Source organism: Clostridium fessum, assembly GCF_027698965.1.
GTDB lineage: Bacteria > Bacillota > Clostridia > Lachnospirales > Lachnospiraceae > Otoolea > Otoolea fessa.
The window spans coordinates 385,153-409,124 of sequence record NZ_JAQEQF010000002.1 but is presented as its reverse complement, the minus strand read 5'-3'; the positions used below and the strand labels follow the sequence as shown (position 1 = coordinate 409,124).

The window sequence follows — 23,972 nt, the reverse complement described above, 5'->3', positions numbered from 1 at the left end:
TATTAGTCCTCCTTATAGAACTGTATTCAGTGTAACATGATTGGAGGGCGGAGTCAATAATGATTGTATCTGTGTCTTGTTTGTGATAAAATGACGGAATCATCTTAGAAGTATGTATTTTTTAGGAGGGAATACCACATGGAATCTAATACATTTTATGATATTTACTTAGAGGAACTGAAAAATCTCCCGCAGGGCACGCCGGAGGAGGAAACGGCGCTTCTGAAAAAACTGACGGAGGGGGACAAGACAGCGGTTTCCCGTCTGACGGAGTTAAAACTGACGAAGGCGGTTCAGATCGCGGAGGAGTATCACGATCGGGGACTTCCGGCGGGCGATCTGGTGCAGGAGGCAAATATGGCACTGTTCCTGTTTGCAGGCGAGTATGAGGGAGGCGATTTTGACGCACAGATGGAGAAACGGGTGCGCGCGGCGATCGAGGATGCGCTGCAGATTCAGAACCGCGAGACGAAGATTGAGGAGGAGATGGCGGCGCGCGTTAATGTCCTCAAGGATATTTCTGCGAGCATGGCGCGGGAGCTGGGACGCGAGGCGACCCTTGCGGAATTGGCAGAGCGCATGAAGATGAGCGAGGATGAGATCCGTGACATCATGAAGCTGACGATGGATGCGATGAAGGTCAGCGGTCAGGCGGCAGAGATGGCTCAGAAAGAGATAGATGAACAGGAGTAATAGAAAATGCTGTTTTATTTGGTGCGCCACGGTCAGACTGACTGGAACCGGGCGGGAAAGATACAGGGAACGACGGATATTCCGCTGAATGAGACAGGACGGCAGCAGGCGGAGCAGCTAGCCGCTGTTCTAAAAGAGAGGAGTGGCTATCCGGCGGGAACGCGGATCGATGCGGTTTATACCAGCCCGCTTGCGCGGGCATTCCAGACGGCGGAGATCCTGGCAAAGGAAGGAAAATTACCGCTCCGCCGCCTGACGGGGCTGCGGGAGCGCGATTTTGGATGCTGGGAAGGCAAAAGCTGGCAGCAGGTGGAAGCAGAGTACCCGGACGAATTTCATCTGTGGAGGGAACAGCCGATGGTCGGCATCCCGTCCGGCGGAGAATCAAGAAAATCTTGCGAGGCGCGGAGTGAACGGGCGATCCGACAGATTTTGGAGGAGACAGCCGGGGATGCGGTGATCGTGGCGCACGGTGGGATCCTCGTCTTTTTGATGAATTATCTGCTCCGTTTCCATCGGGAGCCGCAGGAGATCATTGTGGCGAATGCCAGTCTGTCGGTTGTTTCGTATGACCGTTCGACGGGGATGGGAAAGCTGCTTGCACTGAATGAGACAGGGACGTTGGAACAGAAAAAATCGTTTTAAAGAATGATTTCAAAATGAAAAAGCAGGAATGAAATAAGGCAAGAGATACAATAAGAGTTACTGTTCACGGGTAGGCACTTTTGGAACCGAAAGTGCCGTAAGAAAACGTGGTGGTAGCAGGAATTTGCCGTATTTAAATGCGAAGCCACGGCAAATTCCGTTACTGGGCACGTATGCGTGAACAGTAACCAATAAGATGTGTTAATAAAAAATATTAAATATATTAATTTTACTAATCTATAAAAATTGTGTATGATAAAGGCAGATGCTAGAAGAAGGCATTTGCCTTTTATGCTAAAAAATGAATGTATTTTACAGAACATGAAACATTAAAATACGAAAAAACAGGAGGAAAACATGAGCGTAAGACGTATTTTCGTTGAGAAAAAACCGGAATTTGCCGTACTGGCTCACGATCTGAAAGAGGAGATCGCAAGCTATCTGGGGATCGACACGATCACCGATGTCCGCGTACTGATCCGCTATGATATTGAGGATGTATCGGAGGATGCATATCAGAAAGCGCTGATTACTATCTTCTCTGAGCCGCCGGTTGATTTTGTCTATGAGGAGGCATTCCCGTCCAAGGAAGGCGATACGATCTTTTCCGTTGAGTTCCTGCCGGGACAGTTCGATCAGAGAGCCGATTCCGCAGAACAGTGTGTGAAACTTCTGAATGAAGAGGAAAATCCGGTGATCCGTTCCGCGACAACTTATGTTATTTCCGGAACACTGACCGCGGAGCAGATCGAGGGCATCAAGTCCCTGTGCATTAACCCGGTGGATTCCCGTGAGAATAACAACGCAAAGCCGGAAACGCTGGTAACGGTATTTGAGCAGCCGGAGGATGTCAAGATTTTCGATGGTTTCTGCGGTTATGGCGAGGCAGAGTTAAAAGAACTCTACGATTCCCTGAACCTTGCGATGACGTTCAAGGATTTCGAGCATATCCACAACTACTTTAAGAACGAAGAGAAGAGAGATCCGTCTGTGACCGAGATCCGCGTGCTGGATACATATTGGTCCGATCACTGCCGTCATACGACCTTCCAGACTGAGTTAAAGGACGTTACCTTTACAAAGGGCGATTACAATGAGCCGATGGAAGCTTCCTACAAACAGTATCTGGCAGATCGCGAGGTTCTCTACAAAGATCGCGATGACAAGTTTGTCTGCCTGATGGATCTGGCTGTTCTCGCTATGAAGAAGCTTCGCCGTGAGGGCAAGCTGGAGGATCTGGAGGAGTCTGAGGAGATTAATGCGTGCAGTATCGTAGTTCCGGTTACCATCGACGGCAAGGAAGAAGAGTGGCTGGTAAACTTTAAGAATGAGACCCACAACCATCCGACCGAGATTGAGCCGTTTGGCGGCGCTGCCACCTGCTTAGGCGGTGCTATCCGTGACCCGCTTTCCGGACGTACCTATGTATATCAGGCTATGCGTGTGACCGGTGCGGCTGATCCGACCCGTCCGATGTCGGAGACACTGCACGGCAAACTTCCGCAGAAGCGCATCGTAAAGGATGCAGCACATGGCTACAGCTCCTACGGTAACCAGATCGGTCTTGCTACCGGCTATGTAAAAGAGATTTATCATCCAAATTATGTGGCAAAACGTATGGAGATCGGTGCTGTTATGGCAGCAGCTCCGCGCAAAAATGTCATCCGTGAGACTTCCGATCCGGGCGATGTAATCATCCTGATGGGTGGACGTACCGGCCGTGATGGTATCGGCGGCGCAACCGGTTCTTCCAAGGTACATACCGAGGAGTCCATCGAGGTCTGCGGCGCAGAGGTTCAGAAGGGCAATGCACCGACCGAGCGTAAATTACAGAGACTGTTCCGCCGCCCAGAGGTCAGCCGTCTGATCAAGAAGTGTAACGACTTTGGCGCCGGCGGCGTGTCGGTAGCGATCGGTGAGTTAGCTGACGGACTTCAGATTGACCTTGACAAGGTTCCGAAGAAATATGCAGGTCTGGACGGAACGGAGATTGCGATTTCCGAGTCACAGGAGCGTATGGCTCTGGTGGTAGACCCGAAAGATGTTGATAAGATGCTTGCTTATGCAGCAGAAGAGAACCTGGAGGCAGTTCCGGTTGCCGTTGTTACTGAGTCCCCGCGCCTGGTTCTGAACTGGAGAGGCAAGACGATCGTAGATTTAAGCCGTGCATTCCTGGATACCAACGGTGCTCATCAGGAGACAACCGTTACCGTTGAGGTTCCGACCAGGGAAGGCAATGTATTTGATAAACAGGAAGTAAAGGATGTCAAAGAAAAATGGCTGTCCATGCTTTCTTCCTTAAATGTATGCTCCCAGAAGGGTCTGGTTGAGATGTTCGACAGCACCGTGGGCGCAAGCAGTGTATTCCTGCCATACGGCGGTGTCCACCAGATGACCGAGACACAGGCGATGGTGGCAAAACTGCCGATGAGCAAGGGCAAATGCGATACCGTTACCATGATGAGCTACGGCTATGATCCGTACCTGTCCAGCTGGAGCCCGTACCACGGCGCTACTTACGCAGTGCTGGATTCTGTTGCTAAGATCGTGGCAAACGGCGGTGATTTCCACAAGATCCGCTTTACCTTCCAGGAGTACTTCAAACGTATGACGGAAGATCCGAAGAGATGGGGCACACCGTTCTCCGCTCTGCTCGGTGCTTACAGTGCGCAGCTCGGATTTGGACTTCCGTCCATCGGCGGCAAGGACAGTATGTCCGGCAGCTTCTATGATGAAGAGCACGGCGAAATCGACGTACCGCCGACACTGGTTTCCTTTGCAGTTGATATTTCCGATACCAAACACGTGGTATCTCCGGAATTTAAGAAAGCGGGCAGCAAGATTGTTCTCTTTACCATCGAGAAAGATGCACATGACCTGCCGGTTTACAGCCAGATCATGGATGGTTACGAGAAAATCTACCGCGATATGGAGGCTGGAAAGATTATTTCCGCATATGCGGTTGAGGGTGCCGGTGTGGCAGAGGCTGTCAGCAAGATGGCATTTGGTAACCGCCTGGGCGTAAAGATTGAGCACAATGTAGATCCGAGAGACTTCTTCGCCGCTGGCTGGGGCAATATCGTCTGCGAGGTTCCGGACGGCAAGGTAGGCGAGCTGTCCATCCCGTACACCGTGATCGGTGAGGTAACCGACAAGGGAGCCTTCGAGTATGGCAGTACCGTGATCTCCATGGAAGAGGCTCTGAAATCATGGACCGGAACCCTGGAGAAAGTGTTCCCGACCGCTTCCGGCGCACCGATGAAGGCAGCAGAAGAGACACTTTACAATACCGATAAGGTATATGTATGCAAACATAAAGTGGCAAAACCAACCGTATTTATTCCGGCAATGCCGGGTACCAACTGCGAGCTGGACAGCGCGAAAGCGTTTGAGGCAGCCGGAGCGGAGACGATTGTGCGTGTATTCCGCAACCAGAATGCATCCGATATCCGTTCTTCCATCGAGCAGTACAAAGAGGATATCAAGAAATCCCAGATCATTATGTTCCCGGGTGGATTCTCCGCAGGTGATGAGCCGGATGGTTCGGCTAAATTCTTCGCTACGGTATTCCGCAACGAGGCGATGATGGAGGAGATCGACAAACTGCTTCATGACCGGGATGGCCTGGTACTGGGTATCTGCAATGGCTTCCAGACATTAATCAAACTGGGACTTTTAACCGGAGGCAAGATTGAGCCTCAGAAAGCAGATTCCCCGACTCTGACAACCAACAACATTGGACGCCACATTTCCCGCATGGCATACTTAAAGGTTGTATCTAATCTGTCCCCGTGGCTCAGAAAAGCAGAGCTGGGAGGCGTATACTGCAACCCGATGTCCCATGGTGAAGGACGTTTCGTAGCCAACGAGGAGTGGCTTGCAAAACTTCGCGCAAATGGTCAGATCGCGATCCAGTACAGCGATCCGAACGGAAACTTATCCGTCAGCGAGGAGTGGAACCCGAACGGTTCCTACCAGTGCATCGAGGGTATCACAAGCCCGGATGGACGTATTCTTGGTAAGATGGGTCACAACGAGCGCTGCTGGAGCGATACAGGCATGAATATCTATGGAAATCAGGATATGCAGCTGTTTGCTTCAGGTGTGGAGTATTTCAAATAAAATGAACACCTGCTTTTAAGTAAGGTAGAAATAGACCGGACCGCAGAAATCTGCCCCGGTCTATTTTTTGTGTGATAGAAAATTCCTTGGAATTCCCCATCACACAAAAAGGTACATTCTTTTTTATGTCACAGGAAATATCAATTATGATATAAATTCTACCATTGACGAAAATGTCAGAAAACCTTAAACAAAAAGTTATTCTCAGGTAATAAAAGTGTGCTATCCTGTCAATAACAGAAAGCAGACATCTACTTCAAAAAAACAAGGGGAAAATTTTGAAAATACCGACAGTTTATTTTGACGCAGGCGGATATGTTTGTTATAATGGAAACAAGATTTTGTACGCGAGAGTACATTAAAAAAGGAGGATGGGATATGAGACATAACCTGAAGGCAGCGGCGGTTTCCGTTCTTGCTATCATGGCGGCGCTGGCGATGAGTATTCCGGCATACGCGGCTGACAAAAAGATCTCGGAAGTTAAGTTCCGTGTCAATGCGAAACCGGAAGCGGGCGACAGCATCGGGGATCCGGATGTACAAGTTACGAAGGGTAATGTTGAGATTACCGAGCAGGAGTTTGACAATGACGACAGCGAGTGGGAGAGAGGTGATAAGCCGGTCATCTACCTGACGATCGAGGCAAAGGACGGTTATCAGTTATCCGGCACAAAGCTTTCTGCAACCAAGTCGGCTTACAAAGTTACGAAGCGATCTGGCGATAAGAGCGAGTGGAAAGTTAAGATTACGATGTCAGCTGTTGACGGCGATTTGGATACGGTCGAAGATCTTAGCTGGAGCAATCGTACCGCAACCTGGGACAGCGTATCGTATGCAAGCAAGTATGAAGTTAAACTGTACCGCAACAGTTCTACCGTAACGACTGTTACAACTACAGGCACAAGCTACAATTTCTACCCATACATGACGAAAACCGGCGATTATACCTTTAAGGTGCGCGCGGTTGACGGAAGCGATAAGGGTGAGTGGAGTGACGAGTCCGATGAATATTATATGAATTCTTCAGATGTGTATACAGGTACACCTCCGACCGATAATTCTTCTGGTGGTTCCACTCCGGCAAATGCGAATGGTCAGTGGGTAAACAGCATTTACGGCTGGTCTTACTACATCAATGGTGTACCGGTTAAGAACAACTGGGTATATGTTGATAATGAGTGGTATCATCTGAATGCAAACGGATTCATGGATACAGACTGGATCTATACTGATAATAACTGGTTCTATTTAAACCCGGTATCCGATGGTACGAGAGGCAAGATGCTGACCGGCTGGCAGCAGATTGGACCGTACAAGTATTATCTGAATCCGGTATCCGACGGCACTCGCGGTGCAAGAAAGACAGGCTATCAGTTCATCGATGGCGCATGGTATCTGTTTGACCTGAATAGCGGAGCACTCTGGACTAACATGGTAGCTCCGAACGGTATGATAGCGGATGCAAATGGTGTTCTTCACTAAGGAGGTATCTGGCTGCAGATCCAACTCCCACTGAGACAAATTTGCTATTAATTACCACCTGAAGAGGTGGGAGTCTTCTCGACTGAGATAAAAATCAGACAGCGGCAGACAGCGGACGAGCGAAAGCAAGTGGCTGATGCCGCTGCCTTTTTGCTTTACGAGGAAGGGTTGTGCCATTTTTTGTTTTTCTTGCACAGCAGGGGAGAAAAAGGATATAATAGAGAATCATATTGAGAAGCCGGAGAATTGATGAGGCGGGAATAAGAAACAGAGAGGAGAACCGATAAATTACGATGAAACCAACCGTATTATTGTATAATTTTACTGATTCCAAAAGAAAAATGAAGGTGCAGCAGGCGCTTATGCCACTGGGATTCCGTTTAAGGGCAGTGAAAAAGGAGGAGTACGGGCTGCCGGTGGGCGTGCTGGCTGGCGTGAAAGGACTGGATGAGGATGTCCTCAAGGAAGCCAGACAGGCAATAGAGACCGGGGAGGAAACGCAAAAAGAAGGGACCGCTCATAAACAGGCGGACGGGAGGCTGCAGCGAGAAGTGCCGGAGAATGATTCTTCCAGGAAAATAGATTTCTCGGATGAGATGGCGATCATGGCAGGCTTTTCTTCCACCCAGATCGATGCATTTATCTATGCACTTCGAAAAAAGGGAGTCGGACGGATCGATTATAAAGCAGTCCTGACACCGTATAATATGAAGTGGGATTCGGTACAATTATATGAAGAGATCAAAAAAGAGCATGAGATGATGACGGGGAAAGGTAAAGACGAAGCATTGTGATGCCATGGGATTGGTGAAAGGTCATTTTACTGCTTGATGTGGAGGTGGAAAGATGCTGGAAAAAGTTGATTTGAATAAATCAGTGGATAAGGAAAACTACAAGAAGCTTCGGGAAGAGATGGATGTGAAGCTGGGAGAATTGCAGCGCGCCTGTAAGGAGGAAAAGATCCCGGTTGTCATCGTATTTGACGGATTCGGGGCAGGCGGTAAGGGAACGCAGATCAACCGCCTGATCCAGCCGCTGGATCCGCGCGGCTTTGATGTTTATGCGAGCCGGGAGACGGGGGAGGAGGAACGGATGCGTCCATTTCTCTGGCGGTATTGGACGAAGACACCGGAAGATGGACGTATGATGATCTTTGACAAGAGTTGGTACGATAAGGTTACCGTTGACCGGTTTGACAAAGAGACGAAGCGGCAGGAGCTAAACGGGGCGTTCCGGGATATCCTTTCATTTGAAAAGCAGCTGGCAGATTCCGGCATGATTCTGATCAAATTGTTTCTGTATATTTCCAGGGACGAGCAGAAAAAGCGCTTTAAACGGCTGGAAGAAAGCAAAGAGACTGCGTGGCGTGTGACGGAGGCGGACTGGAAGCGCAACAAGGATTACGATACATTTCTGGAGATGAATGAGGAAATGCTGCAGCGGACGGATACCGGGTACGCGCCGTGGACGATCGTGGAAGCGACTGATAAAAATTATGCGGCAGTCAAGATTTTATCCACCGTCACAGACCGGCTGGAGTATGAGCTGAACCGCCGCCGAATGGAACGCGAGGAAGGGGCGGTGCATCCGCCGGTCAAACTTCCAGATGAGCGGTTTAAAAATGGCGTGCTTTCCGGCGTGGATCTGACGAAAACGCTGACACGCGAGGAATATAAGGAACGTCTGGATAAGCTGCAGAAAAAGCTGGAGGTGCTGCACGGCGAGCTGTACCGGCTGCGGATTCCGGTGGTGATCGGCTTTGAAGGCTGGGATGCGGCGGGAAAAGGCGGTGCGATCCGGCGCCTGACAAGCCACCTGGATCCACGCGGCTACAAGGTCAATCCGACGGCGGCACCGAATGATGTGGAGAAGGTACACCATTATCTGTGGCGTTTCTGGCGGGAGATGCCGAAAGCGGGGCATATTGCGATCTTCGACCGCACCTGGTACGGGCGCGTGATGGTGGAGCGGATCGAGGGCTTCTGCAGTGAGGCGGACTGGAAACGGGCATATCAGGAAATCAACGAGATGGAAGAGCACATGGCGAATTTTGGCGCGGTGATCGTGAAATTCTGGATTCATATTGATAAAGATGAGCAGGAACGCCGCTTTAAGGAGCGCATGGAGGCTCCGGCAAAACAGTGGAAGATCACGGACGAAGACTGGCGCAACCGTGAAAAATGGGACGCATACGAGCAGGCAGTCAATGAGATGCTGGTGCGGACTTCTACTACCTATGCCCCGTGGACGATCATAGAAGGAAATTCCAAATATTTCGCGCGCGTCAAGGTGCTGGAAACGGTTGTGGAGGCGATGGAGGAGAAGATCCGTGAGGTAAAAAAGCTGCGTAAGTGATAGAAAGAAGCGGACGGCCGATTTGGTAATCATGTGTGGAAATATGAAGAAGCGCGGTTGCAATTCTTCGTAAGATACAGTAAAATCAATATTTAAAGAAAAAGACGGCAATTTTGAAAAACACAAACATTTGTGTAACTTTGCGTTAAGTGTAGCGATAGAAAGGAAGCGGACAAAATGGAGCAGACAGCAAAAGAGCGCACACTAGCATTTATGGCAGAGCATGCGGGGGATCCAACCCCGATGGAATTATTTCATATGCACGTAAAACACGTGGGAATCAATACAAAATCGGAAGACGAGGCCTGGGAGGTTGCTGAGACACTGGCGCGCCTGATGGGGCTGATGCCGCGCGAGACGGAGAAAGCTGTGTTCAGCGGTGACCTGACGGAAAATATGAAGGTGGAGAGCCACGGAACCTACGGCCATATTGGCTTTGGCGTAAATGATTGCGAGGCGGCGATCCGATACTTTGTGAACCGCGGTATGACGCTTCGGGAAGAGACGAAGCGCTTTGATGAGCAGGGGCGCTGTATTTTCGCCTATTTTAAAGAAGAAGTCGGCGGATTTGCGATCCACCTGGTACAGGATTGATAGCATCAGGCGATATAAAAACGAAAAGGATAGCAATATGAAAAAAATAATCGTGATCGGCGGCGGGGCAGCCGGCATGGCGGCTGCGATTGCGGCGGCGGAAAATGGCTGCGCGGCAACGATCTATGAAAAGAATGAGAAACTGGGAAAAAAGATCTATATCACGGGAAAAGGGCGCTGCAATGTGACGAATGACTGTGATATGGAAGGCCTGTTTGACAGTGTTGTGACAAACAGCCGCTTTTTATACAGTGCATTTTACGGTTTTAGTAACCAGGATATGAAGAATTTTCTGGAGGCGAACGGCTGTCATGTTAAGGTGGAGCGCGGCAACCGTGTCTTTCCGGTGTCTGACCGGGCATCGGATGTGACATCGGCGTTTGCAAGACGGCTGCGGGAACTGCGCGTGAAAGTAGAATTGAATCAGGGAGTCCGGGAACTGTGGCTGGAGGATGGTGTATTAAAAGGTGTGATTCTGGCGCAGGGCGGTAATGAGCGTGGGAAAAAGGACTCCTACATAGCTGCGGATGCAGTGATCGTGGCGACGGGCGGTTTGTCCTACCCGACGACCGGCTCAACCGGCGATGGTTACCGGTTTGCGGAGGCAGCAGGGCACAAGGTGACGGAACTTTCGCCGGCGCTTGTTCCGTTTGAGACGAAGGAAGATGTGAAGGAGCTGCAGGGACTCTCCCTGCGGAACGTGGAAGCTGCTGTTTTAAATGGAAAGAAAGAGGTTTACCGTGAATTTGGTGAGATGCTGTTTACCCATTACGGCGTTTCGGGTCCGGTACTCTTGAGTGCCAGCAGTTATGCGGCGAAAAAACTGAAAAAGGGTCCGCTGACTCTGATGATCGATCTGAAACCGGCGCTTTCCATGGAACAGCTCGATGCGCGGATTCTGCGCGATTTTGAGACGGAGAAGAATAAACAGTTTAAAAATGCGCTGAACCATCTGTACCCATCAAAACTGATACCGGTCATAATTCGCCGCAGCGGCATTGAGCCGGACAAGCAGGTCAACGCCGTGACGAAGGAAGAGCGGAGACGGCTGGCGGAGGTGACAAAGCATTTTACACTGACGCTGACCGGGCTGCGAGGTTTCAATGAGGCGATCATTACCCAGGGCGGTGTGACGGTAAAAGAAGTGAATCCATCCACGATGGAGTCGAAGAAGCTTCCAGGGCTTTATTTTGCAGGGGAAGTGCTGGATCTCGATGCAGTCACCGGCGGCTACAACTTACAAATTGCGTGGTCGACCGGCATGCTGGCGGGACGGAGCGCAGCGGAAAATCATGAATTATAACGATATGAAAAAGGGGAAACGAAATGCCGATTAATATAGCGATTGATGGACCAGCCGGGGCTGGAAAGAGCACAGTGGCAAAGAAGCTGGCGGAAGATTATGGATATATTTATGTTGATACGGGGGCGATGTACCGGGCGATGGCATTGTATTTTCTGCGCCAGGGCATCGACAGCCATGATGAGGCGGCGATCGGACGCGCCTGTGAGACGGTTTCCATTTCACTGGAATATGAAAATGGGATCCAGCAGGTTTATTTAAATGGGGAGAATGTCAGCCGCGAGCTTCGGACGGAGGCGGTTGGAAATATGGCTTCGAATACCTCTGTCTATGCGCCGGTCCGCAAAAAACTGGTGGAGCTGCAGCGTGAATTAGCCGGACGCCGGGATGTCGTGATGGATGGCCGGGATATCGGAACGGCGGTTCTGCCGGATGCGACCCTGAAAGTATATCTGACCGCGAGCAGCCGTGTGAGAGCTGGACGCCGTTATAAAGAGCTGACCGAACGCGGGGAAAGCTGTTCCCTGGAGGCGATCGAGCAGGATATTATCGAGCGCGATTACCGTGATATGCACCGGGAATTGTCGCCTCTCAAGCAGGCGGAGGACGCCATTTTACTGGATACTTCTGCGTTGAATTTTGAAGAGGTAATGCGGGAGATGGAGAAGTTGGTTGAGGCGGCGAAGAAAAAGCAGAAAAATCCCATTGCCGTAGGCAATTTTTGATGGATTTTTGCGCGTGACTGTGAAGGTACTGAACAGTTACGAAAATGGCAGGAAAAAGGAGAAGCCGAAAAGGGGCGGCAGCAAACATGAGACGATTGAAACAAACATGGATCGCCGCAGCACTTGGGATGAGTGTATGGATGACCGCCTGTGCGGGCGCGGCATCGGAGACAGCCACACAGGAAGGGGCTGTCGATGAGGAGAGCCAGGGGGCGATCCGTGAGGCTGTGGCTGAAAATGATCAGGCGCAGGAGCAGCCCAAACGGGATAAAACGCAGGAAACTGAGCGGACGGAACCGCTCACGGTTGAACCAGTCCGGGAAACCCTCAATATGACGCATTTTGACAACTGTACCTTTGCAGCTGGGTTCAAACCGCAGCAGATCCATCAGGATGAAAGCAATGTTATCATCACATTGACGGTCTATGACTATGAGCATTTTCATAAGGCAGATATCGATGAACTGCAGGCGGGAGATACGCTGCTCATCGATGGGAAAGAATGTCTCATTACTTCGATTGACCGACAGGAGTCTGGGCGGATCGAGATCAATGGCGGTCCGGCACAGGGGGGAGAAGAGCTGAGAATGGTAGAGGAGGATTCCTTTTATGGCTCGGAGATGGCAGTCGGGAGAAGTTACCATAAGCTGGGAGAGGTTACGCTGCAGATGGATGAGAACTTTGTCCTGACAGATGATTCTGACCCGGATACACCGCCGCAGGTGTATACCGCGGAAGAATTATTCGCGATCCGTGATCGGCTGATCGGGGAGTTTAAGCCATACAACACGGCTGTGACGGTGAAGAATGAGAAAATTATTTCGATTTACCGGAAATTTATGCCATAAAAAATATAAAATCATTAAGAGGAGGAGAGCACCTTTTATCCGGATGAGAGGTGCTTTTTTGTGTAACAGGAAATTCCTTGGAACTCCCTATTACACAAAAAGGCACTAACGTGCCAATGATGCGCACTCGCGCGAAGCAGAAACATGTCGCAAGCGACCGCGCTCGGCGCGAGAATGTGCCAAGGCACATTCTTTTTCAATATAATTTTCAGGATAAATTGACTTTTAAACATACCCCATCTATAATGAAACAAGCTGATATGGGCAGTGGGTGCCGCTGTTTGTGCCAGACCAGTCAGATTGCTCGGATTGGCAGGCATGGACAGGGGGTAAAAGGGAAACAGGTGCAAAACCTGTGCGATCTCGTCACTGTGAACCGGAGAGTGGCGCCGCAGATGCCATTGCGAAAGTGAGAAGGCGCGGCGTGCATGATGACCCGAAAGCCAGGAAACCTGCCGGCTGTCGTGAACATATCAGTTAAAACTATTTTTGTGCGAGTCACACAAGGAGGAAAACATGAGAAAAAACAAAAAAGTAGTTGTAAGTGCAGCGGCAGTTACGATGTCCGTATTGCTTGGAGCCTGCGGCGGCAGTACATCCAGCCAGGCAACCTCGACGGAGGCGGCTTCTGAGGCAGAGACCGAGGCAGCTGAGAGCGCCGATTCCGATCAGGAAGCGGCAGATAAGGTGGCAAAGCTGATCGATGACATCTATGTACAGGAGCGCACCGATGACACGGATGAGCAGTGCAAGGCAGCCAAAGAGGCATGGGATGCCCTGACTGACGAGCAGAAGGAGCTGGTAGAAGGCGAGAACGCAGATCCAGATTATTTTGGTCGTGATACCGGCGACGCGAGCCTGGACGATCCGCGCAATCAGGATGAGATTGGCGACAAGGAGATCCTGGTAGTCAGCTTTGGTACTTCCTTCAACGACAGCCGTGTGAAAGATATCAAGAGTATCGAGGATTCCATTCAGGATGCATTCCCGGATTGGGCAGTCCGCCGTGCATTTACCGCACAGATCATTATCAACCACGTTGAGGCTCGTGACGGCGAGTGCATCGACAATATGGATCAGGCACTGGAGCGCGCCGTGGAGAACGGAGTTAAAGAGCTGGTTGTCCAGCCGACCCACCTGATGCACGGTGCTGAGTATGACGAGATGGTTGAGGCGCTCGAGAAGTATCAGGATAAATTCGAGCAGATAGCTGTCGCAGAGCCGTTGTTGGGTGAGGTTGGCGACGATGCAACCGTTATCAATGCAGATAAAGAGGCAGTTGCAAAAGCAGTTGTAGCAGAGGCAGCTTCGGAAGCAGGTTTTAAAGATGCAGCTGACGCAGCCGATCAGGGAACTGCATTTGTTCTGATGGGGCATGGTACCGCACATGTTGCAAAGGTAACCTACAGCCAGATGCAGACCCAGATGCAGAATCTTGGATATAGCAATGTATTTATCGGTACCGTAGAGGGCGAGCCGGAAGAGACCTCCTGTGAGTCTGTTATCGAGGCAGTGAAGGCAGCTGGTTATAAGAACGTCGTTCTTCGTCCGCTGATGGTAGTTGCAGGTGATCACGCAAACAACGATATGGCAGGCGATGATGATGATTCCTGGAAGAGCCAGTTTGAGGCATCAGGTGCATTTGACAAGGTAGATACTCAGATTTCCGGTCTGGGCAGAATTAAAGCGGTAGAATCATTCTATGTTGCTCATACACGGACAGCCATTGATTCTATTGCGAAATAATGTATATGAAAAAGAAATTGAATTTAGCGGCGCTTCTGCTTGCTGCCGCTTTTCTCGGAGCGTGCGGAGGACAGAAACAGGACGCAGCTGACACCGTGGCGCAGACAGAGAGCGCAGAAACCGAGAATGCCGATCAAAAGAGCAGCATTGACCTTGCAGACGGCGTCTACACCGTCGATTTTAAGACGGACAGCAGCATGTTCAAGGTCAATGAATCGAAAAATGGAAAAGGCGTCCTGACGGTCAAGGATGGCGAGGCGACACTCCATATCAGCCTGACCTCGAAAAATATCGTGAATTTGTATCTGGGTACTGCGGACGAGGCAAAGGAAGATGAAGCCGGTTGGCTGCAGCCAACCGTGGACACGGTTACTTACAGCGACGGTTTGAGCGAGGAGGTCAACGGCTTCGATGTGCCGGTTCCGGCGCTCGGAGAAGAATTTGACCTGGCTCTGATTGGTAAGAAGGGCACCTGGTACGACCACAAAGTAAGGGTAGAAAATCCGGTTTCCGGAGAGGCAGAGGACGCGGAAGCGGCATCATCCGAGACGGAGAATAGCGATGATGCGGCAGATGCCCAGAAACCGGCAGGGCAGACTGCAGATGTGGCAGACGGCACTTATACCTGTGAGGTAACCCTGCAGGGAGGTTCCGGCAGAGCATCGGTGGACAGCCCGGCGACTATTATCGTCAAGGATGGAAAGGTGACTGCCGATATTGTCTGGAGCAGCCCGAACTATGAGTATATGCTGGTGGATGACGTGCAGTATGATCCGATCCAGACCGAGGGCAATTCCGAGTTCCAGATTCCGGTAACGCTGGATGAGGATGTGGCGGTCAGTGCCTTGACGGTGGCGATGAGCCAGCCGCATCTGATTGATTATACGCTGCATTTTGACAGCGTGACGTTATCAGAAGTTACGAAATAAAAGTAGATAGAAATACCTGTCCAGGAAGAACCTCCCGGTCCTTTTGTACATATTTTAATTACAGAAGGATCCGGGAGGTTTATGTCTATGCGTATCTGTGAACTCAAACAGCGGGAAGTTATAAATGTAAAAGATTGCAAGCGCCTTGGTTTTGTGGGCGACGTCGATTTTGACATCAGCACGGGAAAAATGCTTGCGATCATCGTGCCGGGACCGGGCTGTGTCTGGGGCTTTCTGGGGCGGGAAAAGGAGTACATAATTCCATTCTGCGACATCTGCCAGATAGGGGATGACATTATTCTGGTGAGGCTGAAAGAAGAGAAAAAGAAGGAATAAAGATTACTGTTCACGGGTAGGCACTTTTGGAACCGAAAGTGCCGTAAGAAAACGTGGTGGCAGCAGGAATTTGCCGTATTTGAATGCGAAGCCACGGCAAATTCCGTTACTGTTCACGCATGTGTGAACAGTAACGAATAAAGAAGGAATAGCGGAAAACTTCTGCTTGCAGAAGCGCACTTCCTGCGATATTATAATAAGTATGATATGTTATGAAAACCTGGCGGGGGCATATCAATAAAACCAGAAAAGGGGAAGAGCGATTGAAGTGTCCATTTTGCAACGCGGCTGACACGAAAGTAATCGATTCACGGCCTGCGGATGACAACAGTTCTATCAGACGCCGGAGACAGTGCGAGACTTGTGGAAAGCGTTTTACCACATATGAAAAACTTGAGACGATCCCTCTGATGGTTGTCAAAAAGGATAATACCCGGGAGATGTACGACCGGGCGAAGATAGAGGCAGGAATCCTGCATTCCTGCCACAAGCGCCCAGTCTCTCAGGGACAGATTTCGGCGTTGATCGACGATGTGGAAAACAATTTATTTAACCGGGAAGAACGGGAGATCTCGACCGCGGTGATCGGGGAACTTGTGATGGAGCGGTTAAAGGATCTGGATGTGGTTACCTATGTGCGGTTTGCATCGGTATACCGGGAGTTTAAAGACGTCGATACATTTATGGAGGAACTGCAGAAGATACAGCAGCGGAATGTGCCGTCGTATGAGTCTGGAAAGAACGGGGAAGAGACCAGATGATGGGAAATGCGTTTTATCCGGATGAATGGCTGGATTCTGCGTATGATATCCCGTATGAGCAGTTTTACCAGAAGGGAATGCGGGGTATCATATTTGATATTGACAATACGCTGGTGCCGCACGGTGCCCCGGCGGACGAGCGGGCAGTACAGCTGTTTGAACGTTTGCGGGCGATAGGGTTCCACACCTGTCTGCTCTCGAATAATAAGGAGGCGCGGGTCGCCCCGTTTGCCGGACAGGTAGGTTCGGATTATATTTACAAGGGCAGAAAACCGAAGCGCAGCGGATACAGACAGGCGATGTGCCGGATGGGAACGGGCGAGCGCTCGACGATGTTTGTCGGGGATCAGCTCTTTACGGATGTGTACGGGGCGAGGCGGACAGGCATCTATTCGATTCTTGTAAAGCCGATCAATCCGAAGGAAGAGATCCAGATTGTGTTAAAGCGGTATCTGGAGAAAATTGTCCTGTGGTTCTATGTGAGAAGACAGGAAAAAAATAGCGGAAGTTTGTAGCCGGGTGTTTTTGAACGGTTTGAAAGAGCTTGCCAGGCGGCAGAACCGGATGCTGACAGGAGTGCCGGAAACGGTGGAAAATCAGTTGTTTTCAGAAAAAATATCGGCAATTTTAGAAAAATAAGGGGCGGAATTGACATGATGTGCCCTGCGTTTTCAAAAAAGTAGTTGAAAAAGAAGATTTTATAGTATAAAATAAAAAAGATAAAGCGAGTATTTTCAAGGAGGAGCATCATTTATGATATCAGCGGGCGATTTTAGAAACGGCATCACACTGGAGATTGATGGCAACGTATACCAGATCATGGAATTTCAGCACGTAAAACCGGGAAAGGGAGCTGCGTTCGTTCGTACTAAAATTAAGAACGTAATGAATGGCGGCGTTGTAGAGAAAACCTTCCGTCCGACCGAGAAGTTCCCGTCTGCCAGAATCGACAGAGTTGATATGCAGTATCTGTATTCCGATGGCGACTTATACAACTTCATGGATGTAAACACATATGAGCAGGTAGCTTTAAACCAGGAGACAATCGGCGACGCACTCAAGTTCGTAAAAGAGAACGAGATGTGCAAGATCTGTTCTTACAACGGCAAGGTATTCTCCGTAGAACCGCCGCTGTTCGTAGAGCTTGAGATCACAGATACAGAGCCGGGCTTCAAGGGCGATACTGCTACAGGCGCTACCAAACCGGCAGTTGTAGAGACTGGCGCTACTGTATATGTACCGTTATTCGTAAACCAGGGCGATAAGATCAAGATCGATACACGTACTGGTGAATATCTGTCCAGAGTCTAAGTTATAACATATACGTCAGAAAGGTCTTCACGATACCGTTTGTACCCTTGTGGGGAGGCAGTCGTGTCACTGACAGGTTTCTGACTGGAAACAGAGATTACTGTTTGTGGCAGGCATTTTCCTTTGCTGGTTATGCAGCGCATGAACAGTAGCAAGCAGAGAAACTGTTGTAAGATCCGGAGGAAACGTCGAGATTTTACAACAGTTTTTTTGCTTAACATATCGGGGAGGCGTCTATGACGCGTCCGTTGGTTCATCTCAGAGAGCAGGTTCGGAGTGAGCGGTGCTCATGGGGAGTGATAAATATGGAGAACGGAAGAGAAGACCGTCTGCGTCTGGGGGAAGAGGATGAGCCGGGGCGCAGATCTGGTGGCAGAAAGAGGCGTACATCCGGCAGGCAGACGGCAATCCGCCGGGAGCGGACGAGGCAGCAGAAGAAGCACCGTGTGATGATGCGGCTGTTTTTGTGTCTGCTTATTTTCCTCCTGGGTGCGGGAACAGGCTGGACGCTGCGCGGGAAAATGATCCGCAAGTTGATCGATCCGTCCACGATCGAGATGCCAAACTGGGTTGATGAGCAGCTTCTCACGGTCAACCGATATTCCAGACCGGGGACGAATATCCCGGTCATCAACGGGATCGTGATTCACTATGTGGCAAATCCTGGGACGACGGCACAGCAGAACCATGATTATTTTGAGGGGTTGAAAGATCAGAGCGGCAGTAACACTGTTTCCGTCAGCAGCAATTTCGTGATCGGTCTGGACGGCGAGATCATTGAGTGCGTTCCGGTCGGGGAGAAGGCATATGCCTCCAATGAGAGGAATGCGGACACCGTTTCGATTGAGTGCTGCCATCCGGCGGTAGACGGAAAGTTCACAGACGAGACGTATGACTCGCTGGTAAAACTGACTGCATGGCTGTGCAAGCAGTTCGATTTAAGTCCGAAAGACGTGATCCGTCATTATGATGTGACTGGAAAGGCGTGCCCGAAGTATTTCGTGGATCATGAGGATGCCTGGAAGCAGTTCCGCAAGGATGTGAAAAAGGCAATGCGGAAAGATATATAATATACGATATAAATTATGAAAGGGAATCTAGTATGAAAACGATTTTAGATTTGATCGTGGAAGAACTGAAACCGGCGTTTACCGGCTGCGGGTACGATGAGAAGTACATCCGCGTAACGGTATCAAACCGCCCGGATCTCTGCGAGTATCAGTGTAACGGCGCGATGGCAGCTGCCAAAGCGTATAAAAAGAAACCGATCGATATTGCCAATGAGGTGGTGGAAAAGACAGCCGGAAGCAAGATGTTTTCTGAGATCAATGCCGTGATGCCTGGATTTATCAATATCCGCCTGAATCCGTGCTACCTGGCATCCTATGTACAGCAGGTGGCAGAGGATGAAAAGCTGGGACTCAACGCAGCTAAGAAGCCGGAGACGATCATCATCGATTACGGCGGAGCCAATGTAGCAAAACCGTTGCATGTCGGACACTTACGTTCTGCGGTCATCGGAGAGAGCATCAAGCGCATCAGCCGCTATATGGGACACCATGTCATCAGCGATGTGCATCTGGGTGACTGGGGATTGCAGATGGGACTGATCATCGAGGAGCTGCATGACCGTCAGCCGGATCTGGTATATTTTGACCCGGATTATACCGGCGAGTATCCGTCGGAGCCGCCGTTTACGATTTCCGAGCTGGAGGATATCTATCCGGCAGCGAGCGCGAAATCCAAGGTAGATGCGGCATTTCGTGAGCGGGCACAGCAGGCAACCTTCAAACTGCAGAGTGGCTATGCACCGTTCCATGCGATCTGGAAGCACATCATGAACGTGTCCTTGAAGGATCTGAAAAAGAACTATGGCAATTTAAATGTATCGTTCGACCTCTGGAAGGGCGAGAGCGATGCGCAGCCATATATTCCGGGACTGATCGAGGATTTACAGAAAAAAGGTCTTGCCTATGAGAGCGATGGCGCGCTGGTTGTCGATATCGCACAGGAAGGGGATGCGAAGGAATATCCGCCTTGTATCGTCCGCAAATCCGATGGTGCGGCGCTGTATGCGACTTCCGATCTGGCGACGATCATCGAACGTGAGCAGGATTTCCATCCGGACCGCTACATTTACGTCGTAGACAAGCGCCAGGAGCTTCATTTTATCCAGGTATTCCGTGTGGCGAAGAAGGCGGGCATCGTCAAAGAAGATACGCCGATGATCTTCTTGGGCTTCGGTACGATGAACGGCAAGGACGGTGGTCCGTTCAAGACACGTGAGGGCGGTGTTATGCGTCTGGAGCACCTGATCAAGAATATCGATGAGAAGGTATATGAGAAGATTCAGGAGAAGCAGAAGGTTCCGGCGGACGAGATGACACGCACGGCGGAGATTGTCGGTCTGGCGGCACTTAAATATGCCGATCTTTCGAATCAGGCGACCAAAGATTACATTTTCGATGTAGACCGCTTTATTTCCTTCGAGGGAAATACAGGTCCACATATCCAGTATATGATCGTCCGCATCAAGTCCATTCTGGAGAAATACAAGGAACTGCGCGGTGCGGATGCTAAAGTGGTTCCGATCCGTCCGGCTGAGAGCGAGACAGAGAAAGCACTTCAGATGGCGCTTTGCCGTTTCGGCGAGGTGACAGAATCTGCATTCTACGAGACGGCGCCGCATAAGCTCTGCCAATACATGGCGGCAGTGGCGGATGCGTTCAATGCATTCTATCTGGAAAATAAGATCCTCTCCGAGGAGGACGCAGCGAAGCAGGCAGCCTTTATCAGCCTGATCACGCTGACCAAGCGGGTGCTGGATACCTGTATGGATCTGCTCGGAATGGAATCGCCGGAACACATGTAATCTGTAATATGGAGGAATCCTCATGAAAATAATAAAAATGTCCGTAGATACCTTCTGGAAGGGCGAAGTACGGGTACAGGGACAGATTGAGGATGAGACAAAGGTATATCAGACAAGAATTTTTATCAAGGGTAGTCAGATCTATGACTACTCTTGTTCTTGTGCGGAGGGAAATTCATTCCGGGGTCCCTGCGTGCATGCAAAAGCGCTTCAGGAGGCGTTTGCCCGCCAGCAGAAAGCCGAGCATACACCGCCGGTTTCGACTTCGCCGGAGATCCGGATGATGATCCGGGAGTACACGAACCGGGAAGTAGCGCGGATTCTGGGCGAGGAAGAGCGGGAACCGGTCTATCTGCATCCCTATTTACAGATCCGGCGCGGCGAAGTGCTTTTGGAGGCACGGATCGGACGGGAAAAACGGTATATTGTGAAAAACCTGCTGGAATTTGCACAGGCGGTTCACAGCGGAAAACGGGTGGAATACGGAAAAGGCATGGCGTTTGAACACGTCCCGTCTGCCTTTGCGCCGGAAAGCCGCCCATTTTTAGATCTTCTGCTGGAGGAGGCGGACGCCTACATACGCCATTATGAGGAGATGCGCGGTCATGCGGGGCTGCCGCTTCCGGTGATGCGGGCGTTAACGCTGGGATCTGCAGCGAGGGATCGGCTGTTTGATCTTTTAGAGGGAAAAGAAGTCCAGACGGAGGACGAGAAAGGTGCTGAACGTGTGTGCCGGGTTGAGCGCAAGGATCCACGTTTCCCGGTGGAGGTGGAAGCAAGGGGCGATGGAATTGCGGTTACGGTTCCATCGGCTCTAACCTCGTTCCGGGGAGAACAGCGTCTGTATGTGGCAGATGGATTGCATCTGTTTGGATGCAGTGAACTGTATACAGAAACGATGGGCGTTTTTCTGGAGCAGATGGAACAGGGCGGAAGAGAGTGCAGAAGCCGGAAAGAGAAGCGGGAGCTGCTGGTTGGAAGCCGGGATATTCCGCTCTTTTATGCGCGGGTGCTGGAAGGCATGGAGGCACTTGGGATCTTGCAGAGCCCGGAGATCGATTGGGAGAAATACCGCCCAGAGGCGTTGAAAGCCCGGTTTGAGTTTGACAGTGATTCGCCGGACGAGCTGCGTCTGCGTCCGACGCTTTCCTACGGAGATTTTACGTTTTCGCCGCTGGCGGACGAGCATGTTCCGCGGGAGATCTGCCGGGATGTACCGGCGGAATTTTATATCAGCCGCCTGATCACGCGGTACTTCTCTTACTGGGAGGATGAGAGCGGCGAGCTGGTGATCCGCGGGGATGAAGAAGCGCTGTACCAGGTTCTGAGCGAGGGAATGCCGCAGTTTCAGGAGGTGGGCGAGGTATGGCTGTCAGAGTCTGTCCGCCATCTGCGCGTCCTGCCCCCGCCGGAAGTGTCGATGGGGGTTTCTCTTGGAGGCGGCTGGCTGGATCTGAAGATTGAGACGGCGGGAATCGACCCGGCGGAGCTTTTGCAGGTACTCAGTGAATACCGCCAAAAAAAGAAATATTACCGCATGAAAAATGGCGAATTTTTGCAGCTTTCGGGCGGCGGCCTGCAGGCGCTTGACAGCCTGACTGCGGATCTGGGACTGACAAAGAGTGAATTTCAGGCGGGGGAGGCGAAGATACCTGCTTACCGTGCTTTTTATCTGGACAGTCTCTCGGGCGACGGCAGGATGAAACTGTTTCAGCGGGATGAAGCCTACGGGATGATGGTGCGCGATCTAAAAACGGCGCAGAGTGTCAGCTATGCGGTTCCGGCGGTGCTGGAAAAGACGCTGAGGGAATACCAGAAGATCGGATATACGTGGATGCGGACGCTGGCGCGGTATCATTTCGGTGGGATCCTGGCAGATGATATGGGACTGGGAAAAACGCTGCAGGTGATTGCGCTTCTGACGGCATTTTATCAGGAAAAAACCGAGCAGAAAGCGGCTGGAAATGAAGGCAGTGGGTCAGAATTACCTCTTCCGTCTTTGATCGTCTGCCCGGCGTCGCTCGTCTACAACTGGGGACAGGAATTTGCCCGGTTTTCGCCGGGGATCCGCGTGCTTCTGATTGCCGGGACGGCGAAAGAACGGCAGGAACAGCTGGAGGAGCAGATGCGGATGGAGGCGTCTGAGGGGGCGCAGGTGATCATCACGTCCTATGATCTGTTGAAACGGGATCGGGCGGCGTATCTGGGACGCACGTTTGAATATGAGATTATTGACGAGGCGCAGGTCATTAAAAATGCAAAGACACAGGGCGCGAAGGCGGTAAAGGAGATTTCGGCGAATGCCCGTTTCGCTCTGACGGGAACGCCGGTGGAAAACCGGCTCAGCGAGCTTTGGAGCATTTTTGATTTCCTGATGCCGGGATTTTTATACAGTTACCGGAAGTTCCGTGAGCGGTATGAGCTGCCGATCGTGAAAAATCAGGATCCGGAAGCATTGACGGCACTGCGGCGGATGACGGGACCGTTTGTCCTGCGCCGCTTGAAAAAGGATGTGCTGCGGGAGCTTCCGACCAAGGAAGAGAGGATCGTTTATTCGGCGGCGTCGGGGCGGCAGCAGAAGCTTTATACGGCGTCGGCGTTGAAACTGAAAGAGGCGCTGGCTGGCGGCGCGTGGTCGGGTAATGGAAAATTGGAAGTGCTTTCCCAGCTCATGCGGCTGCGCCAGATCTGCTGCGATCCGGCACTCTGTTTTGAAGATTATACGGGGGAATCGGCGAAGCTGGAGACCTGTGTTTCGCTGATCGCATCAGCGTCTGCGGCGGGACATAAGATCCTGCTCTTTTCCCAGTTTGCCTCGATGCTGGAGCGGATTCGGGAACGCCTTTTACAGGAGGGCATTTCGTCCCATCTTCTGGTCGGCGCGACCCCGAAGGAGGAACGCAGCCGGATGGTGCAGGCGTTTGCCTCGGATGAGGTTCCGGTGTTCCTTATTTCCCTGAAAGCCGGGGGAACGGGACTCAACCTGACGGCGGCGGATATCGTGATTCATTACGATCCGTGGTGGAATGTGGCAGCGCAGAACCAGGCGACCGACCGCGCGTACCGGATCGGGCAGGAAAAGCCGGTCACGGTATACAAACTGATCTTAAAGGATACGATAGAAGAAAATCTTTTGAAGCTGCAGAATGCGAAGCTTGCGCTGGCGGCGCAGGTGGTTTCAGAGGGAATGGTTTCACTGGGCGATTTGAGCCAGAATGAACTGATGGAGCTGTTTGAACAGAATCCATAA

At 51.0% G+C, this 23,972-nt stretch carries 19 protein-coding genes and 1 riboswitch; all 19 genes read left to right on the top strand.

The window, feature by feature from the left end:
• Positions 1-138: 138 nt before the first annotated feature.
• The 19 genes from PG862_RS04520 (at position 139) to PG862_RS04430 (ending at position 23,972) form a co-directional block, all read left to right on the top strand.
• The gene (locus PG862_RS04520) at positions 139-693 is read left to right on the top strand and encodes a sigma-70 domain-containing protein (RefSeq protein WP_118626896.1); all 555 of its coding nucleotides are present in this window, start codon (positions 139-141) and stop codon (positions 691-693) included.
• Between the two features lie 6 nt (positions 694-699).
• Entirely contained in the window at positions 700-1,338 is a 639-nt protein-coding gene (locus PG862_RS04515; protein WP_117795629.1) for a histidine phosphatase family protein, read from the top strand.
• Between the two features lie 357 nt (positions 1,339-1,695).
• On the top strand, positions 1,696-5,460 hold the full coding sequence (locus PG862_RS04510; protein ID WP_270706660.1) for a phosphoribosylformylglycinamidine synthase: 3,765 nt from the start codon (positions 1,696-1,698) through the stop codon (positions 5,458-5,460).
• 378 nt (positions 5,461-5,838) lie between these two features.
• Complete coding sequence (locus PG862_RS04505) at positions 5,839-6,942, top strand: N-acetylmuramoyl-L-alanine amidase family protein (protein WP_270706658.1); 1,104 nt, start codon at positions 5,839-5,841, stop codon at positions 6,940-6,942.
• A 293-nt stretch (positions 6,943-7,235) separates the two neighbouring features.
• Positions 7,236-7,736 (top strand): DUF3783 domain-containing protein, encoded by a 501-nt coding sequence (locus PG862_RS04500; protein WP_270487584.1) that lies wholly within the window; start codon positions 7,236-7,238, stop codon positions 7,734-7,736.
• 52 nt (positions 7,737-7,788) lie between these two features.
• Positions 7,789-9,297 (top strand): polyphosphate:AMP phosphotransferase, encoded by a 1,509-nt coding sequence (gene pap, locus PG862_RS04495; RefSeq protein ID WP_107000001.1) that lies wholly within the window; start codon positions 7,789-7,791, stop codon positions 9,295-9,297.
• A gap of 177 nt (positions 9,298-9,474) precedes the next feature.
• Positions 9,475-9,891: a VOC family protein gene (locus PG862_RS04490; RefSeq protein WP_227589675.1), complete on the top strand. Its 417-nt coding sequence runs from the start codon at positions 9,475-9,477 to the stop codon at positions 9,889-9,891.
• A 37-nt stretch (positions 9,892-9,928) separates the two neighbouring features.
• On the top strand, positions 9,929-11,194 hold the full coding sequence (locus tag PG862_RS04485) for a BaiN/RdsA family NAD(P)/FAD-dependent oxidoreductase (RefSeq protein WP_270706657.1): 1,266 nt from the start codon (positions 9,929-9,931) through the stop codon (positions 11,192-11,194).
• 23 nt (positions 11,195-11,217) lie between these two features.
• Positions 11,218-11,919: a (d)CMP kinase gene (cmk, locus tag PG862_RS04480; protein ID WP_270706655.1), complete on the top strand. Its 702-nt coding sequence runs from the start codon at positions 11,218-11,220 to the stop codon at positions 11,917-11,919.
• A gap of 86 nt (positions 11,920-12,005) precedes the next feature.
• Positions 12,006-12,767 carry a hypothetical protein gene (locus PG862_RS04475; RefSeq protein ID WP_146143890.1) on the top strand — a complete coding sequence of 254 codons (762 nt, stop codon included), beginning with the start codon at positions 12,006-12,008 and terminating at the stop codon, positions 12,765-12,767.
• Positions 12,768-13,064: 297 nt separating this feature from the next.
• A riboswitch (cobalamin riboswitch) is annotated at positions 13,065-13,241 on the top strand.
• Positions 13,242-13,283: 42 nt separating this feature from the next.
• Entirely contained in the window at positions 13,284-14,513 is a 1,230-nt protein-coding gene (locus tag PG862_RS04470) for a sirohydrochlorin cobaltochelatase (protein ID WP_270706653.1), read from the top strand.
• Between the two features lie 5 nt (positions 14,514-14,518).
• Entirely contained in the window at positions 14,519-15,442 is a 924-nt protein-coding gene (locus tag PG862_RS04465) for a hypothetical protein (protein ID WP_118650944.1), read from the top strand.
• 87 nt (positions 15,443-15,529) lie between these two features.
• Entirely contained in the window at positions 15,530-15,778 is a 249-nt protein-coding gene (locus PG862_RS04460) for a YlmC/YmxH family sporulation protein (protein ID WP_118637140.1), read from the top strand.
• A gap of 263 nt (positions 15,779-16,041) precedes the next feature.
• Positions 16,042-16,539 carry a transcriptional regulator NrdR gene (nrdR, locus tag PG862_RS04455; RefSeq protein WP_118472763.1) on the top strand — a complete coding sequence of 166 codons (498 nt, stop codon included), beginning with the start codon at positions 16,042-16,044 and terminating at the stop codon, positions 16,537-16,539.
• Positions 16,539-17,054, top strand: a complete 516-nt coding sequence (locus PG862_RS04450) for a YqeG family HAD IIIA-type phosphatase (RefSeq protein WP_270706688.1) — start codon at positions 16,539-16,541, stop codon at positions 17,052-17,054. The genes nrdR and PG862_RS04450 overlap by 1 nt, the downstream gene beginning before the upstream one ends.
• A 238-nt stretch (positions 17,055-17,292) precedes the next feature.
• Positions 17,293-17,850: an elongation factor P gene (gene efp, locus PG862_RS04445; protein WP_022358740.1), complete on the top strand. Its 558-nt coding sequence runs from the start codon at positions 17,293-17,295 to the stop codon at positions 17,848-17,850.
• 305 nt (positions 17,851-18,155) lie between these two features.
• Complete coding sequence (locus PG862_RS04440) at positions 18,156-18,920, top strand: peptidoglycan recognition protein family protein (RefSeq protein WP_270706650.1); 765 nt, start codon at positions 18,156-18,158, stop codon at positions 18,918-18,920.
• Between the two features lie 32 nt (positions 18,921-18,952).
• Positions 18,953-20,722: an arginine--tRNA ligase gene (gene argS / locus PG862_RS04435; protein WP_022358738.1), complete on the top strand. Its 1,770-nt coding sequence runs from the start codon at positions 18,953-18,955 to the stop codon at positions 20,720-20,722.
• Positions 20,723-20,744: 22 nt separating this feature from the next.
• Positions 20,745-23,972, top strand: coding sequence for an SNF2 helicase associated domain-containing protein (locus PG862_RS04430; protein WP_270706649.1), 3,228 nt, complete (start codon positions 20,745-20,747; stop codon positions 23,970-23,972).

Bases quoted from the DNA above. Each gene is read 5' to 3' on its own strand.
- PG862_RS04520 (WP_118626896.1), top strand. From the start codon at position 139: ATGGAATCTAATACATTTTATGATATTTACTTAGAGGAACTGAAAAAT.
- PG862_RS04515 (WP_117795629.1), top strand. From the start codon at position 700: ATGCTGTTTTATTTGGTGCGCCACGGTCAGACTGACTGGAACCGGGCG.
- PG862_RS04510 (WP_270706660.1), top strand. From the start codon at position 1,696: ATGAGCGTAAGACGTATTTTCGTTGAGAAAAAACCGGAATTTGCCGTA.
- PG862_RS04505 (WP_270706658.1), top strand. From the start codon at position 5,839: ATGAGACATAACCTGAAGGCAGCGGCGGTTTCCGTTCTTGCTATCATG.
- PG862_RS04500 (WP_270487584.1), top strand. From the start codon at position 7,236: ATGAAACCAACCGTATTATTGTATAATTTTACTGATTCCAAAAGAAAA.
- pap (WP_107000001.1), top strand. From the start codon at position 7,789: ATGCTGGAAAAAGTTGATTTGAATAAATCAGTGGATAAGGAAAACTAC.
- PG862_RS04490 (WP_227589675.1), top strand. From the start codon at position 9,475: ATGGAGCAGACAGCAAAAGAGCGCACACTAGCATTTATGGCAGAGCAT.
- PG862_RS04485 (WP_270706657.1), top strand. From the start codon at position 9,929: ATGAAAAAAATAATCGTGATCGGCGGCGGGGCAGCCGGCATGGCGGCT.
- cmk (WP_270706655.1), top strand. From the start codon at position 11,218: ATGCCGATTAATATAGCGATTGATGGACCAGCCGGGGCTGGAAAGAGC.
- PG862_RS04475 (WP_146143890.1), top strand. From the start codon at position 12,006: ATGAGACGATTGAAACAAACATGGATCGCCGCAGCACTTGGGATGAGT.
- PG862_RS04470 (WP_270706653.1), top strand. From the start codon at position 13,284: ATGAGAAAAAACAAAAAAGTAGTTGTAAGTGCAGCGGCAGTTACGATG.
- PG862_RS04465 (WP_118650944.1), top strand. From the start codon at position 14,519: ATGAAAAAGAAATTGAATTTAGCGGCGCTTCTGCTTGCTGCCGCTTTT.
- PG862_RS04460 (WP_118637140.1), top strand. From the start codon at position 15,530: ATGCGTATCTGTGAACTCAAACAGCGGGAAGTTATAAATGTAAAAGAT.
- PG862_RS04450 (WP_270706688.1), top strand. From the start codon at position 16,539: ATGGGAAATGCGTTTTATCCGGATGAATGGCTGGATTCTGCGTATGAT.
- efp (WP_022358740.1), top strand. From the start codon at position 17,293: ATGATATCAGCGGGCGATTTTAGAAACGGCATCACACTGGAGATTGAT.
- PG862_RS04440 (WP_270706650.1), top strand. From the start codon at position 18,156: ATGGAGAACGGAAGAGAAGACCGTCTGCGTCTGGGGGAAGAGGATGAG.
- argS (WP_022358738.1), top strand. From the start codon at position 18,953: ATGAAAACGATTTTAGATTTGATCGTGGAAGAACTGAAACCGGCGTTT.
- PG862_RS04430 (WP_270706649.1), top strand. From the start codon at position 20,745: ATGAAAATAATAAAAATGTCCGTAGATACCTTCTGGAAGGGCGAAGTA.